This is a genomic window from Streptomyces phaeochromogenes (genome assembly GCF_001418655.1).
Lineage (GTDB): Bacteria > Actinomycetota > Actinomycetes > Streptomycetales > Streptomycetaceae > Streptomyces > Streptomyces phaeochromogenes.
Window position 1 is genome coordinate 70,592 of record NZ_LIQZ01000105.1, and the last position, 17,089, is coordinate 87,680.

Genomic DNA, 17,089 nt, shown 5'->3' on the forward strand with positions numbered 1-17,089 from the left:
CGCCGGGCACGGTCCGTCGCCACGTCCTCTCCCCCAGGATGCGGCGGCGGACCCCTCACAAGTCACCCCGCACGCTGTCAGGCAGCACAGCCGACGGGCATCCCGCGTACCGAGTGGTGTGCGGTCGGTCATGCGCCGGGGTGGGCGTAGCCGTTCTGGTAGGCGATCACGACGAGTTGGGCGCGGTCGCGGACGCCGAGCTTGGTCATGATGCGGTTCACGTGGGTCTTGGCGGTCGATGGCGAGATGTGGAGCTGTTCGGCGATGGCGTCGTTGGAGAGTCCGGCGGCCACGAAGTGGAGCACTTGGCGCTCGCGGTCGGTCAGGGCCGTCAGCGCCGGGGTCGGAGTGCTCGTCATGTCGGGTGAGGCGAGGTAGTGGGAGATGAGTGTCCTGGTCGCCCTGGGGGACAGCAGCGCCTCTCCGCGGGCGACCAGCCGGATGGCGTCGAGAAGGTAGGAGAGCTCCACGCCCTTTCCGAGGAACCCGCTGGCCCCGGCGCGCAGCGCGTGGAAGACGTGCTCGTCGGCTTCGAAGGTCGTCAGGATCAGCACCCGGACGCCCGCGAGGTCTTCGTCCGCGGAGATGGCACGCGTGGCGGCGAGGCCGTCCATGTCCGGCATCCGGATGTCCATCAGTACGACGTCGGCACGGGTGCTGCGGGCCAGCGCGACCGCCTCTGCACCCGTCGCCGCCTCTCCGACGACCTCCAGGTCCGGCTCCGACTCGATGAGCATGCGGAAGCTGGAGCGTACGAGGGCCTGGTCGTCGGCGAGCAGAACGCGGACGGTCATCCCTGCCTCCCATCGGCGGCGGTCGCGGGCAGGGCCGTGCCCGGCCACTGTGACGTGCGAGTGTCGGACGGTGGTCCGGCCGGGGGCAGCGGTAGACGCACGACGAGACAGAAATGACCGTCGGTGTCTGCACCGGCATGGAGGCTGCCACCGACCGCGTGGGCTCGCTCGCGCATGCCCGTCAGCCCGTGTCCGGTGCCCGTCGCGGCCGCCGGGTACGGTCCGGAGTCCAGGGGGTTGGTGATCCGGATGCGCAGTTCGTCGGGCCCGTAGTCGACGAGCAGGTCCGCCTCGGAGGTCGGGCCGTGCTTGTGTGCGTTGGTCAGCCCCTCCTGGACGACGCGGTAGGCGGTCAGGTCGATGGCGGTCGGGAGGGGGCGTGGGTGGCCGGCCTGCCGCTGGCGGATGCTCAGCCCGGCGGCGGTCAGCGATTCGAGAAGCCCTCCGAGGCGGGACAGGCCGGGCACAGGCTCGGTCGGTTGCGTCTCGTCCGCCTTGTCGTCCCCGGACTGGCGCAGTACGTGCAGCAGCGGGCCCAGTTCGTCCAGGACCGTGCGGCCGGCGTCACGGATGTGACCGAGCGCCACCTCGGCCTGATCGGGCCGGCCTCGCAGGAAGTGACCGGCGACCCCTGCCTGAATGGTGATCAGCGCGATGTGGTGGGCGATCACGTCGTGGAGTTCCCGCGCGATGCGCAGCCGCTCCTCGGCGACCCGGCGGCGTGCCTCTTCTTCCTTACTCGCCTCCGCCCGCAGCGCTCGTTCCTCCATCGCGGCGGCGTAGTCGTGCCAGGTGCGTACGGTGGCCCCGACGGCGGCGAACATCCCGGTCCAGGCGAACACGGCGCCGGCCTCCGGGCCGGCGGCCGAATCCGTCGCATAGGTGATGACTGCGTACAGGGAGAGGGCCGTGCACGAGACGGCGATCAAGGCGATCCGCCGACGGACCGTTCGGGCCACGGTGTAGACCGCGATCAACGCGGCGACCTTCAGCACCCGCGACGGATACGACGCGAGGACGGTGAAGGCCACCTCCCCGAGCACTGTCAGCGCCAGGACGGGCAGCGGGGCCCGGCGGCGGGCCAGCAGAAGCAGGAACGCGGCCGCCGCGGCGACGGCGTCGGCGCCCGACGGCTGTACGCCGTCGGGCCACCGTCCGAACAGCAGGGGCAGCAGGCCGATACCGCCCACGAGGGTGGCGAGGGTGGCATCCAGCAGGCGCGGGTGAGCGCCGGTTACCCGTTGCAGCGACGCCGGTCCGATCACGGCTTCACCGTTCCTTAGTACAGATCCTCAGTGCAGATCCTTGGTTTCGGACAGATACGGCCGCCTGTCCTCACGCTTGAAGGCCTACGAGCGGGTGGACGGTGTAACTGCGGCAACCGGCGTCACGCGTCGCGTCGCTTGAACAGTACGGCCGCGCCGGCCAGGAGCACGACGATGTAGCCGGCGAACACCGCGAGCCCGGACCCGGGTGACAGCGAGTCACTGGCCGTCCGCACCGTCATGACCGCGTTCGCGGCGTTCGACGGCAGGTAGGGGCCGATGGCGTCGTTCCAGCTGCTCGGGAGCAGCTGGATCAGGCCGGGCACCACGAACAGTGAGCCCACCACGAGGGTGATCGCGCCGGCGGTGTTGCGCAGCAGGACGCCGACCGCCAGTCCGATCAGACCGGCTCCGGTGAGGTAGATCGCCGCACCGGCCAGCGCCCGGAACACTCCTGGATCGGACAGCGAGGTGGTGTCCAGACCGCGGGAGGACATGACCGACTGACCGGCCAGGAAGGCCCCCAGGACCGCGACGAGCATGAGGGCGAAGCTCACCACGGCGAAGACGGTCACCTTGCCCCACAGCACCGGCAGGCGTGAGGGGACCGCGGCCAGCGTGGCGCGGATGGATCCGGTGGCGTATTCGCCGGCGCTCATCAGCACCCCGAGCACCGCGACGGCCAGCGCGGCGAGCATCACCCCGCCCAGGCTGATCGAGGTCGGGTCACCGAAATCATCCTCTCCCGGGCCGTCTCCCGAACCGACCACGCTGCTGAACAGCAGGCCGAAGCCGATGACCAGGGCCACGGTGATCGCCAGCGTGTAGAGAGTCGAGCGCAGCGACCGTAGCTTGATCCATTCCATGTGGACGACCCGTGGAAAGGTGACCTGCTGACCGCCCGCGTGCCGACCGGCGGTCCCGGTCGTCTTCCGTGAGTCCTGTGCGTCCTGGGTGTCGAGGGCGGTGGTGCTCATCGGTTCGTCCTTCCGGCGGTGGCGAACTCGGCGGTGGTGGCGTGGTATTCGACGGAGTCGCGGGTCAGCTCCATGAACGCCTCCTCCAGCGACGCCTCCTGAACGAACAACTCGTGCAGTACCAGCCCGGCGGCCGCGGCGCGTTCACCGATCTCGGAGGCCTCCAGCCCCTGGACGTCCAGCACGCCGGTCCGGCTGCTGCTGACCGAGACGCCGTCCCCCAGCAGAAGGTCACGCAGGGACGCGGCCTGCGGTGACTGCACCCGCACGCTCCTGCCGGCGGACTGGGCGATGAAGTCGGCGAGCGGGCCCGCGGACAGCAGCCGGCCGCGCCCGATCACGATGAGGTCCTCGGCGATCAACGCCATCTCGGTCATCAGATGGGAGGAGACGAAGACGGTCCGTCCCTGGTCCGCGAGGTCTTTGAGGAGGTTGCGGATCCACAGCACGCCTTCGGGGTCGAGGCCGTTCACCGGCTCGTCCAGCATGACGATGTGCGGGTCGCCGAGCAGGGCCGAGGCGATGCCCAGCCGCTGCCCCATACCCAGCGAGAAGCCGCCCGCCCGCTTGCGGGCCACCTCCGTCAGGCCGACCATGTCGATCACTTCCAGCACCCGCTGCTTGCCGATGCCGTTGCTCGCGGCCAGCGCGAGCAGGTGGTTGTACGCCGAGCGTCCAGGGTGGATCGCCTTCGCCTCCAGCAGTGCCCCGATCTCCTGCAGCGGGGCCTTGTGCTGCTCGTAGGCGCGGCCGTTGACGCGGACGGTTCCGGACGACGGCCGGTCCAGCCCCATGACCATCCGCATTGTCGTCGACTTGCCCGCCCCATTGGGCCCGAGGAATCCGGTCACCACTCCAGGACGCACGGTGAAACTCAGCGCGTCGACCGCGAGCTTGTCCCCGTACCTCTTACTGAGGTTGTTCACCTCGATCACAATCCACCTCCGGGTTGCTTCAGGCCTCAAGGCTCGTGCAACGGGGTCGGTCTTTGCGTCGCCCTACGGCGGTCACTGCCTGTACCACGACCGCGGTACGCGGCTGTCGGCAGCAGCGACCTTGGAGTGACGCTCGTCGTCGGCCACTGTGATCGAAATTCCTGGGAGGGCCGGAGCCAGGGCGAACGCTTGCCCGCGCTGCGTTCCGAAGCCGTCGGCTCGTCGGAAATCCCTCGCAAGGCCGCTCCGGATGTCGGTTTTCCGGGTTCTGGCGGCTGTGGCTGGCTCGGGAGGCAGGAGTGGCCGGAAGGTGTCGACGTGTCAGCAGAGTGCGGCCCCGCCGCGCCACAAGGGAGAGTTTCGTGAACGTCGCTCCATCGGTGAACGAGCCACGAGAACGGCAGGTGGCCACACTGGTCATGGCCTGTCTCGGGATGTTCGTCGCCTATCTGCCGGTGACCACCGTCTCGGTGAGCCTGCCCACCATCCAGAGCGCGTTGCACGCGTCGACCTCCCAACTGACCTGGGTCTCGTCCGCGTTCCAGCTCCCCATGGCCGCTTTCATCCTGACCGCCGGGGTCTTCGGAGACGTACACGGCCGCAAGAAGGTGTACCTGACAGGACTCGCGCTGGCAGGCGCGGGAGCCGTGATCGCACTGTCGGCGCAGTCGATCGAGGTTCTGTGGGTCGGTCAGGCGTGCGCCGGGCTGGGCGCGGCCGCGTTGCTGCCGTCGACGCTGGCGCTGATCAGTCATGCCGTACCCGACCCGCGCAAACGTGGCACGTTCGTCGGACTCTGGGCGGCGTCTCTCATGGCCGCGCTGGCTGTCGGCCCCTTGATCGCCGGTGTGATCCTCGACCACACCACCTGGCGCTGGATCTTCCTGCCGGCCATACCGGTAGCGGTCATCACCCTGGCGGTCGCGGCGCCCCTGGTGACGGACTCCCGCGCGCCCGGTGAGCGTCGGCTGGACTGGCCCGGCCAGATCACCGCGGCGGTGACGATCAGCGCGCTGGTCTACGGCGTCATCGAGGGCGGTGCCGCGTCGTTCACCGAGGGTCGGGTGATCGCGGCCCTGTCACTGGCCGTGGTCGGCGCCATCGCCTTCGTCCTGGCCGAGCTGCGCAGCGCCGGCCCGATGCTCGACCTGTCGCTCTTCCGTAGCGCGGCCTTCAGCGCTACGGCCCTGATCGCCATGATCACGTTCCTGGGGCTGATCGGTTTCTTCTTCGTCCTCAGTCTCTACCTCGGCATGGTGCAGCGCCTCGACACCCTGCATGCGGGCTACCGGCTGCTGGTCGTCAGCGTGATGTCCCTGGTCGTGGGAGCACTGGCGGGCCGCCTCATGCACCGGATCCCGCCCCGATTCATGATCACGACCGGCCTGCTGATCACCGCGGGGTCGCTGTTCTCCCTGACCGCGATCGACGCCGGGACCGGCTTCGGCCCGCTGGCCTGGCGGCTGGCCCTGCTCGGTCTCGGTCTGGGCCTGGTGATCACCCCGATGACCGCCACGGCGGTCGCGGCGGTGCCGCACCACCTGGCCGGTATGGCGGCGGCGGGCAATAACGCCTTCCGGCAGGTCGGCGCTGTTCTCGGCCCGGCCGTGCTGGGCACCCTGCTGACGACGAAGAGCGCCGACACCCTGCCCGGCCACCTGCGCGACGTCGGCCTCACCGGGGCGGTGGCCCACCGGATCACCGACGCCGTGGACGCGGGAGGTCTGGGAGCGGCGGCCCGCGTGAACCTCGGCCAGGACACCGGCCGGGCCATGGGCGCGTTGGGTGAGGCCTTCCTCGACGGCCTCTACCTGTGCCTGATCGTGGCCGCATGTCTGGCCCTGGTCGCCGCACTCGTCGGCGCGGTACTGCTGCGGACTCCGCGGCGCACCATGGCACCTGTCGCCGGCTCTGCGGATCAGGTGGCATCCGAGGACGCCGGGCTCCCCATCGAGTCCGAGTTGGAGACGGAGCCGGTGCTGGTCGGTGCCCGTGCCGGGGGGCGGTCGGGCGGGCCTGAGCAGCGGCTGGGCGCGGTCGGCTCCGCAGCCGGCGGTGACACGTTCGTCCCTGACGGTGGACGGGGTCCCGCCCTGTACGGCCGGGCACTCGAGACGGGCGGGGACGCCGTCGAGGGAGCCACGCTGACGCTGATCTCACTGGGCGGGCGACAGCTGGGCCGTGCTGTGGCGCGTCCCGGAGGACGCTACCGTCTGGACGCACCGAGCGCGGGATCGTACGTGCTGATCGCGGCGGCGGAGGGCCACCAGCCGCAGGCGTCCACCGTGGTGGTGGGGGAGGAGCCGTTGTCGCACGATGTCCTGCTGTCCGCGAACAGCGGGTTGGCCGGCACGGTGGTCACCGCCGGGGACGGGGCGCCCGTGCAGGGTGCGACGGTGGCGGTGACGGACGCGCGGGGAGAGGCACTGGCCGCCGAAACGACCGACGCGGCAGGTGCGTTCGCGTTCGGAGAGCTCCCGCAGGGCGATGTCACGGTGATCGTGAACGCGGCGGGATTCCGGCCCGCCGCGCTCCCGGTGCGGGTGTTCGGCCCTCGACTCGCCCGTCTGGACGTGGCGTTGTGGCCGGGGGCGGTACTTCGGGGCACCGTGCGGGCGGGCGCCGATCGCCGGCCGTTGACCGACGCGCGAGTCACGCTCGTGGACAAGGCGGGCAACGTGATCGGCACGGCGACCACCGGGGCCGACGGTGGCTATGCCTTCGCCGACCTGGACGCGGGCGACTACTCGGTGATCGCAGGCGGCTATCCGCCGGTTGCCGCGCCGATAGTCGTGGACGGGCCGGGACGTGAGCTCGACCTGGAGCTGGCTCATCCGGAGAGCTGAGCCGGCCACCTGATCAGCGGGCCCTTCCGAGAGGCAGGGCCGCAGAACGTACCGGACCGGGTCGCAGCGAGGGCATGGAGCGGCCGGTACCGGTATGGGGCGCGTCCGTGGGGACGGGAAGGCGCCCGCGCGTGGTCCGGGACCCGTACTCCCGCGGGCCCGGACCACGACACGCCGACCTCTGCGCGATCGCGTGCCGGGGTCAGCGGTTCGGTTCGTAGGTGAGTTGCTTGACCTGGCGCAGGATGAGCGCCGACTCCACCGCTTGGATGCCGCTGAGGGCACCGATCTTCTCGCTCAGGTAGGTGTACAGGTCGTCGGGGCTCCGGAAGTGGACCGTGGCGACGATGTTGGCCTGGCCCGTGGTGGCGGACGCGAAGTGCACCTCAGGGTGTGCGGCGAGGCTGCGGCCGACCTCGGCGAGCGCGTGAGGTGCCACGGTGAGCCAGAGCATGGCGCCGACGTCCTGCCCGAGAGGCCCGTGATCGTACTGCACGTCGAAGTACAGCACGCCGGTGGAGAGCAGGGTTTCGAGCCGCCGTTTGACCGCGGACTCCGACTGGTCGGTGGCTTTCTGCAGGTCGGTGAGGGTGGCCCGGCCGTCGCGGCGGACCGTCGCGAGCAGCGCCTTGTCGGCCGCGTCCAGAGTGACGGGTGCATCCGGCGACACCGGAGGCGGCAGTCGCAGAGCGGCCTCCTGGCCGGGGGTGAGCGCGTTGGACTTGTTCAGCCGGCTGAGCGGGCCGCCGTAGAAGGAGTGCAGCAGGCAGTGGGCGGTCACCGTGACGATCTGCCGGGTGCGCTGGAGCCGATCGAAGAGCAGCTCGTCCCGCTCCTTGCGGCTGCGTGGTTTCATGCCGCAGACGACCTCGGTGCCACCGGAGATGAGATTCACGTAGAGCGTGTCCGGGCGCTTGGCGAGTGCCTCCGCGAGCTGTTCCGCCACATCCGGGGTGCAGCGCATTCGTACGAGCCAGCTCTGGCGGCCGAGACGGTTCTCGTCCGTCATGCCGAGCACCCGCACGTTGACGGTGCTGCGCAGCCGTCGGTACCGCCGGGCGACGGTCTGGTCGGAGACACCGAGGACGGCCGCGATACGGCTGAACGGGGCGCGCCCGTCGAGCTGCAGCGCTTGCATGATCTGGAGGTCGAGGGAATCGAGTGTGGGGGCGCCCACCGGTTCTCCTTCGGTCAGGGGCGGAACGCGCCGCTGGAAGCGCGGAACAGCACGGGCGGTGATCAGCGCGCTCGGCGCAGCCGGGCACGGGCCCGCTTCCCCTCTGGAACGGGACCGGTCAAGGCGCCCGGACCGCGTCAGCCACCTCATCGAGGAGTGCCCTCAGCTGTGAGGTCTTCTCGGGACCGAGCTTCTCGGCGATCTGCTGTTCGATCTCCACGATCACGGCATCGGCATCACGCAGGACCTCGCGGCCGGCGTCGGTGAGGTGCAGCTCCTGCACGTGGCGGTGGCGCGGGTGCGGTCGGCGTTCCAGGTGGCCACGTTCTTCCAGGCGGGCCACCTGGGAGGCCACTGCCTGCGGGGTGACGTTCAGGCGGCGGGCCAGTTCCGCGCCGGTCAGACCGGGATCGGAATGGATGTTGATCAACAGGGTGTACTGCGCGGCCGCGAGACCCAGCGGTCGCAGCCGCTGGTCCTTCCAGGCCTGGGCAGCCCACTCCGCCCGCCGCATCGCCCAGGTCACCCGGTCCAGTGCGTCGGCAGCGATCAGCCCGTCATCATCGTGTCTCACGCGGCGAGAATACGACACCTGGGCATATGTCAAACACCTGATCGTGACCAACTACCTGAGCACTGGCCCGTTTGAGGGACTGCCGCGGCTCAGTCCTCGCGAACCGTCTCGGCCACCCGGTCGAGCAGCCCCCGCAGTTGGGCGCTCTCCTGCGGGCCGAGACCGCCGGTGATCTGCAGCTCGATGCCGGCGATCACTTTGTCGGCCGCGCGCAGGACCTCGCGCCCGGCATCGGTGAGGTGCAGCTCCTGTACATGCCGGTGGCGCGGGTGCTCGCGTCTCTCGAGCTGCCCGCGGCTCTCCAGGCGGGCCACCAGTGAGGCGACGGCCTGCGGGGTTACGTTGAGGCGACGGGCCAGTTCTGCGCCGGTCAGACCAGGGTCGGAGTGCACCGACATCAGGAGGGTGTAGTGCGAGGCCGCCAGGCCCAGCGGGCGCAGCCGCTGCTCCTTGAGTGCCTGTACAGCCAGTTCTGCGCGGCGCAACGCCCAGGTCACCCGGTCAAGAGCGTTGGGCTCGACGAGCTCCTCATTGTTTCGTATCACCGGAGAAGGATATGACACTTCACGACCATCAAGTGTTTGACAGTGCTCCAGCGTTTGAACGACACTGATCCCATGACTCGTACCATTGCTTTGATCACTGGCGCCTCCTCCGGCATCGGCGCCGCCTACGCCCGGCTCCTGGCCGACGACCACGACCTCGTCCTGGTGGCGCGACGCGCCGACCGGCTCGCCGACCTCGCCGAGGAACTCCGCGCCCGTGGGGCAGCCGTCGAGGTGCTGCCCGCCGACCTCATGACCCACGACGGGATCACCGCTGTCACCGACCGCCTGGCCACCGGGGACGTACGCACGCTGATCAGCAACGCCGGCGCCGGCGGCTACGCCCCGCTCACCGACGTCGAGTCGGCCGACATCGACCGCCTGCTCACGCTCAACGCCGTCGCTCCCGTCCGGCTGGTGCACGCCGCACTTCCCGGAATGCTCGCGGCAGGAGAAGGCGCCATCGTCACCGTCGCCTCGCTTCTCGCCTTCAGTGCGGGTTTCACGGATGCGCGAGCACCCCGGCGCACCCTGTACGTCGCCGCGAAGGCCGCCACCCTGGGTTTCACCCGCACCCTCGCCAGTGAACTCGCCGACACCCCGCTCCGCGTCCAGGTGCTGTGCCCCGGCGTGGTGGCAACGGAGTGGAACAGCGGCGCCGGCCACAACATCCCCTGGGCGATGACGCCCGAGGATGTGGCGTCGGCCAGCCTGGCCGGGCTGCGCCTGGGGGAGACCGTCTGCGCCCCCGGTCTGGAGGGGCAGGACGCCGCCCTGGATGCCCTGCTCGCCGCGGAGGCCGCTTTCGTCTCGGGCGGCAACCAGTCGGCACTCGCGGCTCGCTACGCGGCTCCGCGCGCTTAGGGCAGTCATGGTCGGCGGGCAGGTGATCGCTTCCTGCCCGCCCGGCGAGAGTACCTCAACTCTTGGCGCTGAGTCATGAGGGGGACGGTAGATTCCACGCCCTTGTCCTGAGTGTTGACTGGATCAATGCCTCATAACTAACTTGGCTCCCGTTCAAGAGCGGCTGAGTGGACCGCTCACGCGCTGATGGTCAGGTGGCCTCTCCGAAGTCGCCGCCGACCGCAGGAGTTGGTCAGTCATGAGCAGCCCGGTAACCACGCCGCCCGACACCCAGGACGACTTCGGCGTTCTGCGCGAGGTGGAAAGCAGGGTGCTCTGGCTGTCATCGGCGACCACCCACCACGCGAACCGCGTCCGTGCGAACCCCTCGGGACTCAAGGTGGGCGGGCATCAGGCCTCGTCGGCGTCCATAGTGTCGATCATGACGGCGCTCTGGTTCCGGCATCTGCGGCCGCAGGGCCGGTTGTCGGTGAAACCGCACGCATCGCCCGTGCTGCACGCGATCAACTACCTGCTGGGCGAGCTGGACTCGTCCTGTCTGCCGAGGCTGCGCGAGTTCGGCGGCCTGCAGAGCTATCCGAGCAGGTCCAAGGATCCGGACCCGGTCGACTACTCGACCGGGTCCGTCGGCATAGGCGCGACCGCACCGATCTGGGGGGCGCTCTCGCGGCGCTGTGTCAACGCCACGGTCGGCGACGTGGGTACCGGGCGGCAGTTCTCGTTGGTGGGGGACGCCGAGCTGGACGAGGGCGCTGTGTGGGAGGCGGTACTCGATCCCGCTGTCGGTGAGCTGGGGGAGGTGGTCTGGGTCGTCGACCTGAACCGGCGGTCGCTGGACAGAGTCGTGCCCGACATCGCCGCCGAGAACCGGCCGCGGTACCCAATGCCCCTGCCGCACGGGAGCGTCGCCGGCGTCAGGTCGTCGCGGGGGCGTATCCCCTGCTGCGCACCGACGGTGCCAAGGTCACCATCGCCGCGATGGGCGCGGTGGTGCCGGAGGCGCTGGCGGCCGCTGAGCGTCTGGCGCAGGTCGGGGTCCCGGCGGAGGTGGTGTGTGTCACCAGTCCCGATCTCCTGTACCGGGCGGTGCGTGCCAGGCAGGGCCACGAGCAGGCCGAGTCCTGGGTGCTGGACCAGGTCTTCCGGGCCGAGCGCGCCACACCTCTGGTCACGGTCCTCGACGGCCATCCGCACACCCTGGCCTTCCAGGCCACCGTCAACTGTGTGCCTGTTTCCTCCCTCGGCGTGACGCGGTTCGGGCAGTCCGGATCACTGGAGGACGTCTACCGACATCACGGGCTCGATGCGGACAGCATCGTCCGTGCCGCTCTCGACCTGACCAAGTGAATGCCAAGCGTCTTACTAGTTATCAAACGCTTGACACTAGTCAGCAGGTTGATAACCTAGTACTTGCCAAGGCCCTCGGGCCATCGCTCAAGTCATTTACGTCGGCGCGCCCGCTGTCACACGGCGGCCCTTCATCGCGCCGAACACGGCGTCCGCCATCTGCCCACCACCCTCGGGGTGATGCTCGGGCGCAGGCGGTCGTAAGAAAGTGGGAGAGACCCGTGACCAACAACACTCCAACCATCACGCGTGACGGAGTCATCGGACAGGACGGGAGCGAGGTGGTCACCGTCGATCAGGCCACCGGGGCGGAGTTCGCCCGGTATCCCGTGGCCGGCAAGGAGGAGGCGGCCGTGGCCGTCGCTGCCGCCCGCTCGGCCTCCGGGCCCTGGTGGGACCTGGGATTCGAGGGCCGTGCCGAGCAACTGCGCGCGTGGCGGCGGGAGATGGCCATCAGCGGCGAGGAGGGAGTCGCTCTCATCCACGCCGAGAACGGCAAGCCTCTGGACGAAGCCCGTGTGGAGGTGCTCGGGATTCTGGAGCACGTGCAGTACGCCGTCGAGAACGCCGAGCGCGTGCTGGGACGCCGGGAGGTCCCCGGGAGCCGCACCGTGCCCAACCAGCGTGCGTGGGTCGAATATCAGCCCTACGGTGTCGTCGGTGTCATCGGCCCGTGGAACTTCCCCCTGCTCACGCCGGGGGCCATCCTCATCGAGGCGATCGCGGCCGGAAACGCCGCCATCCTCAAGCCCAGCCAGATCACGCCCGGCATCGGGGAGTGGCTCGTCCGGACCTGGCAGCGCGCGGTTCCCGACTTCCCGGACGTCCTCCAGTGCCTCAACGGGTTCGGGGCCACGGGCCAGGCACTCATCGAGTCCGGCCTGAACAAGCTCGCGTTCACCGGCAGCGTCGCCACCGGCAAGACCGTGGCCGCCCAGTGCGCGCAGACCCTGACCCCCGTTCTGCTGGAACTCGGCGGAAAGGACGGTGTCATCGTGGCCGAGGACGCCGACCTGGACGAAGCGGCCAGGCACATCGTCTGGGGCGCCATGCAGAACACCGGACACGGCTGCATCAGCCTCGAAGTGGCCTACGTCGTCGAGTCGGTGCACGACGCGTTCGTCGAGAAGATCAGCGACCTTGCCAAGCAGGTACGCGCCGGCAGCGACGACGCCGCGGAGATTGGCCCTGTTCCCCTGCCCACCCAGATCCCGATCATCCGGGAGCACATCCGGGACGCTCTCGACCGCGGCGCGACAGCCACTGTCGGCGGCCTCGACGCAGTGGGGGAGCGCTATGTCACCCCCACCGTCCTCGTCGGCGTGAGCCTCGACGCCCTGGCGGTGACCGAGGAGACGTTCGGGCCCACACTCGCCGTCGTCAAGGTCACCGACACCGAGGAGGCCATCGCCCACGTCAACGGCGGCCGCTACGGACTGGGCAGCGCCGTCTTCAGCCGCGACCGCGGCGAGGACATCGCCCGCCGGCTCCGCGTCGGAATGACCAGCATCAACGACGCCCTGGTCTTCTCCATCAACCCCGCGGTGCCCTTCGGCGGTCGCGGCGACAGCGGTTACGGGCGCAAGCAGGGCGAGGAAGGACTCCGGGAGTTCGCCTACCCGCACTCCTTCACCGCCAAGACCGGCCCCGCCCAGTTCTCGGCCACCACCTTCGGCAGGCCCGCGGGCGCGATGGCGGGAGCCCTCGCCGGCGTGCGCAACAGGATCCTGGCCGAGAGCGCCGAGAAGACTGACTGACCAGCTCGCCAACTGACGGGCGGAGGCGAACGGTTCGGCATCCACCGCGTCGCGACCGGTCATTGACCGGCTCGGCGGGCCATCGGACCACTCCGGGGAAACGACGCGCACCTTCGCGGAGCGCGACAGCGATCGGCACGTCCCGACAATCACCGCGCCACCAATGAGGGAGAGCGGACATGTCCAACGAACGTCCCGTCCAAGCCGTGACTCCGCCCGCCGAGCCCCCGACCGCGGCCACCCGGCGAAGATTCATCGCCGCGACCGCCGCTGCCGGAGGAGCCGCCGTGGTCGGCGGTCTGGCCGCGGGACAACCCGCGCTCGCCGCCGAGGCGGTGCCCGGCAGCCGTGCCGCCACGGCGGTCGGCGGCTCGAAGGACGACCGGAACGCCAAGAAGGAGAAGAAGATGCGCATCGTGGCCGTGGAAGAGGCGTTCTCCATTCCCGGAGCCATCCGGCAGGAGGCAGCGATCCGCCAGCGCTTGGAGGCAACGGAAGAGACCAAGCGGGAGTGGTTCCGGCGCCTGGACGACGTGACCGAGCTGCGGCTGGAGGACATGGACGCCAACGGCGTCGACATGCAGGTCCTCTCGTACTCCACGCCGGGCCTGGAAGTGATCGAGGATCCGGCGGAGGCGGTGGCCGTGGCGCGGCGGGTCAACGACTATCTGGCCAAGGCGGTCGCCAGTCATCCGAACCGGTTCGCGGGCTTCGCGGTGCTTCCGCTGCAGGACCCGAAGGCCGCGGTCGTGGAGCTGCGTCGGGCGGTGAAGAAACTCGGGCTCAAGGGTGTGCTGTACAACGACCATGTACGGGGGCACTACCTGGACGAGCCGCAGTTCAGGCCCGTATGGGCCGAGCTGGAGCGCCTCGGCGTGACGCTGTATCTGCATCCGGCTGTCATTCCGGCCGACAACTGGCGTGTCTTCGACGGCTATCCCGTGCTGGTCGGGCCGTCCTGGGGCTGGACCGCGACGGTGGGTGCCCATGCGCTCCGGCTGATCTACGGCGGCGTGTTCGACGAGTTCCCGGGCGCCTCGGTGACGTTGGGGCACATGGGCGAGCTGCTGCCGTTCCAGATGGCCCGGCTCGACAGCCGCTACCCCGCCCAAGTTCCGGTTGAGAAGAGGGTGCAGCACGTGCCCTCGTACTACCTGCGGAACAACGTGTACGCCACCACCAGCGGAGTCATGTCCCATGCCGCGCTGCTGGGAGCCGTTCATGCCGTCGGCGTCGACCGGGTGCTGTTCTCCATCGACTACCCGTTCGAGTCCAGCGCCGAGGCGGTGGGGTTCCTGCGTTCCGCGCCGTACGCGCCGGCCGACCTCGCACGCATCGCGCACGGCAATGCCGAGCGCCTTCTGGGGCTGTGAACGACCGACAGCCCGCACATAGTCCCTCTTCTCTTCACTCCCAGCGCGATCAGAGGAGCCACGATGCCGAAAGCAGTGCGATTCGCGGAGTACGGGGACAGAGACGTACTGAACGTGGTCGACGTGGAACGGCCCGAGCCCGGTGAACGCCAGGTACTCGTCAAGGTGGTGGCCGCCGGGATCAACCCGGGCGAGGCCGTGATCCGGCAGGGGTTCCTCCACGACAGGTTTCCGGCGACGTTCCCGTCGGGCCAGGGCAGCGACCTTGCCGGGATCGTCGAGGAACTCGGCGGAGGAGTCACCGGATTCGCCGTCGGTGCCGAGGTGATCGGCTTCACCGACGACCGGGCCAGCCACGCCGAGTACGTGGTCGTGGAGGAGGCCCAGCTCATCCACCGACCGGCGGCGGTCCCCTGGGAGCAGGCCGGCGCGCTCTTCGTCGCCGGTGCCACGGCGTACGCGGCGGTACACGCCGTCAAGGTCGGGCGTGGCGAGACCGTCGTCGTCTCCGGGGCCGCCGGCGGGGTGGGCTCTCTCGTCGTCCAACTCGCGCGGCACGCCGGGGCCACCGTCATCGGTCTGGCGAGCGAGCCCCACCACGCATGGCTCACCCGGCACGGAGCGATCCCGCTGAACTACGGAGAGGGCGTCGGCGAGCGCATCCGCGCCGCGGCCGACGGCACGATCGACGCCTTCATCGACACCTTCGGCGCTCCGTACATCGAACTGGCGCTGGAACTCGGCGTACCCGGTGAACGGATCAACACGATCATCGACTTCCCGGGCGCGGCGAAGCACGGCACCAAGGCCGAGGGCAGCGCGGCGGCGGCAAGCGCCGACGTACTGCGGGAACTTGCCACGCTGATCGCCGACGGTGAGCTGGAAATCCCCATCGCCCGCGTCTACCCGCTCGACGAAGTCCGCGACGCCTTCCGGGAACTGGAACGTCGGCACACGAACGGAAAGATCGTTCTCAGGCCCTGAGAGGCCGTCATACACCGGTCGCCGCCGCATGGGCGAGCGAGTCGTCACACCGAAGCAAACCCCTGAGCGGAGCAGGACCATGGCAATGTCGTCACCACCCGAAGGTGCGATCCGCACCCGGTGGTCGTCCGAGGACGCCGCCGATCAGTTCACCGTCGACAACCCCGCGACTGGCGCGACGCTGGCCGTCGTGCAGGGCGCCGGCGACAAGGAAGTCGACCGGGCCGTACAGACGGCCTACGACGCGCACTTCTCCTGGAAGGCCCGCACCGCCCGCGAGCGCGGCAGCTGGCTGCGGAAGATCGCGCAGGCGGTGCGCGAGCACGCCGACGAGATCGCGGCCCTGGAGTGCAGCGACAACGGCAAGCCCCTGACCCAGGCGCGCAATATGGACGTGAACGCGGCCATCGGGATCTTCGAATACTTCGCGAGCCTGTGCGACTCCATGCCCGGCCAGGTCAACGACGGCGGAAGCCTGCTGGACATCACGGTGCTCGAACCGTACGGCGTCATCGGCGCGATCGTGCCGTTCAACTGGCCGCCGATTCACACCGCCAGCAAGCTGGCCCCGGCGCTGGCCGTGGGCAACGCGGTGGTGATCAAGCCGCCGGAGCAGGCCCCGCTGTCGGCCATGCGCATGGTGGAGATCATCCAGTCCGTCCTGCCCGACGACGTGGTGCACATCATTCCTGGCACCGGCTCGATCGGATCGCGGCTCGCCGGCCACCCGCTCGTCGGCAAGATCTCGTTCACCGGGTCGCCCACCACGGGCGTCTCGGTCATCAAGACCGCGGCCGACAACCTGACCCCGACCCTGATGGAGCTCGGCGGCAAGGACCCGTTCATCATCTTCGAGGACGCGGACCTCGACCTCGCGCTGCCGTGGGCCATCGAGGGCGGCCTCTTCAACCAGGGTGAGGCCTGCACCTCGGCATCCCGCGTCCTGGTGCACACCGACATCTACGAAGACGTCGCGCGCCGCTACGGCAACGCGGTGAAGCGGCTGCGCGTCGGCAACGGCGTCGACCCCGGCACGCACATCGGACCGATGGTGTCCGCCGCCCAGCGCAAGCGGGTGCTGGACTACATCGACATCGGCGTCAAGGAGGGTGCCACGATCGCGGCGCAGGCGCCGCTCCCCGACGACCCGGAGCTGGCAGGCGGCTTCTACGTCGCGCCGACGCTGTTCACCGGCGTTCGCCCGGACATGCGCATCGCGCAGGAGGAGATCTTCGGCCCGGTCATCTCGATGATCCCCTTCCGCGACGAGGACGAGGCCGTCAGGATCGCCAACGGCACCGACTTCGGCCTGGTCGCCGCGGTGTTCACGCCGGACTCCGAACGCGCGCTGCGGGTCAGCCGCGCCCTGCACACCGGGTTCGTATTCGTGAACAACTACAACCGGAACTTCACGGGCGCGCCGTTCGGCGGTGTCGGTGCGAGCGGCTTCGGCCGCGAAACCGCGGCGGAGACCCTGCGCGAGTACGGCTACAGCAAGAACATCCGCCTGGTCTCCGGCAGGGGCGAGATCCCGCGCTGGGCGCCGTCCCTCGAGGTGACCGGACCGGACAAGTGAAACCCGGCCTGCGAGGCGGCGTAACCGCCTCGCAGGTACGGCGTACAGCGACCAATACGGCACCCATGGGCCGAC

14 protein-coding genes are annotated in these 17,089 nt (G+C 69.7%); 7 read left to right on the forward strand and 7 right to left on the reverse strand.

The window, feature by feature from the left end; genetic code table 11:
• Positions 1-128: 128 nt before the first annotated feature.
• The 4 genes from AOK17_RS15145 to AOK17_RS15160 all read right to left on the reverse strand — a co-directional run bounded on the left by AOK17_RS15145 (position 129) and on the right by AOK17_RS15160 (position 3,971).
• Positions 129-794, reverse strand: coding sequence for a response regulator (locus tag AOK17_RS15145; RefSeq protein ID WP_055612976.1), 666 nt, complete (start codon positions 792-794; stop codon positions 129-131).
• Positions 791-2,059: a sensor histidine kinase gene (locus AOK17_RS15150; RefSeq protein WP_055612977.1), complete on the reverse strand. Its 1,269-nt coding sequence runs from the start codon at positions 2,057-2,059 to the stop codon at positions 791-793. Before AOK17_RS15150 ends, AOK17_RS15145 begins: the two co-directional genes overlap by 4 nt.
• A 122-nt stretch (positions 2,060-2,181) precedes the next feature.
• A complete protein-coding gene (locus AOK17_RS15155) occupies positions 2,182-3,036 on the reverse strand; it encodes an ABC transporter permease (RefSeq protein ID WP_063997221.1) in 855 nt (284 codons plus the stop codon).
• Entirely contained in the window at positions 3,033-3,971 is a 939-nt protein-coding gene (locus AOK17_RS15160) for an ABC transporter ATP-binding protein (RefSeq protein ID WP_055612978.1), read from the reverse strand. The genes AOK17_RS15155 and AOK17_RS15160 overlap by 4 nt, the downstream gene beginning before the upstream one ends.
• A 419-nt stretch (positions 3,972-4,390) precedes the next feature.
• Here AOK17_RS15160 and AOK17_RS48450 point away from each other — a divergent pair, with 419 nt between their 5' ends.
• Positions 4,391-6,817: an MFS transporter gene (locus AOK17_RS48450; protein ID WP_245697167.1), complete on the forward strand. Its 2,427-nt coding sequence runs from the start codon at positions 4,391-4,393 to the stop codon at positions 6,815-6,817.
• 202 nt (positions 6,818-7,019) lie between these two features.
• On the opposite strand, the gene AOK17_RS15170 is transcribed toward AOK17_RS48450, so the two are convergent.
• The 3 genes from AOK17_RS15170 to AOK17_RS15180 all read right to left on the reverse strand — a co-directional run bounded on the left by AOK17_RS15170 (position 7,020) and on the right by AOK17_RS15180 (position 9,113).
• Entirely contained in the window at positions 7,020-7,994 is a 975-nt protein-coding gene (locus AOK17_RS15170; protein ID WP_055612979.1) for an Lrp/AsnC family transcriptional regulator, read from the reverse strand.
• Positions 7,995-8,112: 118 nt separating this feature from the next.
• The gene (locus AOK17_RS15175; RefSeq protein ID WP_107102399.1) at positions 8,113-8,568 is read right to left on the reverse strand and encodes a MarR family winged helix-turn-helix transcriptional regulator; all 456 of its coding nucleotides are present in this window, start codon (positions 8,566-8,568) and stop codon (positions 8,113-8,115) included.
• 89 nt (positions 8,569-8,657) lie between these two features.
• Complete coding sequence (locus AOK17_RS15180) at positions 8,658-9,113, reverse strand: MarR family winged helix-turn-helix transcriptional regulator (protein WP_055612980.1); 456 nt, start codon at positions 9,111-9,113, stop codon at positions 8,658-8,660.
• 72 nt (positions 9,114-9,185) lie between these two features.
• Between AOK17_RS15180 and AOK17_RS15185 the strand changes: the two genes are divergently transcribed.
• From AOK17_RS15185 to AOK17_RS15210, 6 genes are all read left to right on the forward strand, one after another.
• Positions 9,186-9,977: an SDR family NAD(P)-dependent oxidoreductase gene (locus AOK17_RS15185; RefSeq protein WP_055612981.1), complete on the forward strand. Its 792-nt coding sequence runs from the start codon at positions 9,186-9,188 to the stop codon at positions 9,975-9,977.
• A gap of 978 nt (positions 9,978-10,955) precedes the next feature.
• Positions 10,956-11,324, forward strand: coding sequence for a transketolase-like TK C-terminal-containing protein (locus tag AOK17_RS53955; protein ID WP_055612982.1), 369 nt, complete (start codon positions 10,956-10,958; stop codon positions 11,322-11,324).
• Positions 11,325-11,545: 221 nt separating this feature from the next.
• Entirely contained in the window at positions 11,546-13,081 is a 1,536-nt protein-coding gene (locus AOK17_RS15195) for an aldehyde dehydrogenase family protein (protein ID WP_055612983.1), read from the forward strand.
• Between the two features lie 179 nt (positions 13,082-13,260).
• Positions 13,261-14,454: an amidohydrolase family protein gene (locus AOK17_RS15200; RefSeq protein WP_245697163.1), complete on the forward strand. Its 1,194-nt coding sequence runs from the start codon at positions 13,261-13,263 to the stop codon at positions 14,452-14,454.
• Between the two features lie 63 nt (positions 14,455-14,517).
• Complete coding sequence (locus AOK17_RS15205; RefSeq protein WP_055612984.1) at positions 14,518-15,438, forward strand: NADP-dependent oxidoreductase; 921 nt, start codon at positions 14,518-14,520, stop codon at positions 15,436-15,438.
• 85 nt (positions 15,439-15,523) lie between these two features.
• Entirely contained in the window at positions 15,524-17,014 is a 1,491-nt protein-coding gene (locus AOK17_RS15210) for an aldehyde dehydrogenase family protein (RefSeq protein ID WP_107102400.1), read from the forward strand.
• Positions 17,015-17,089 lie beyond the last annotated feature (75 nt).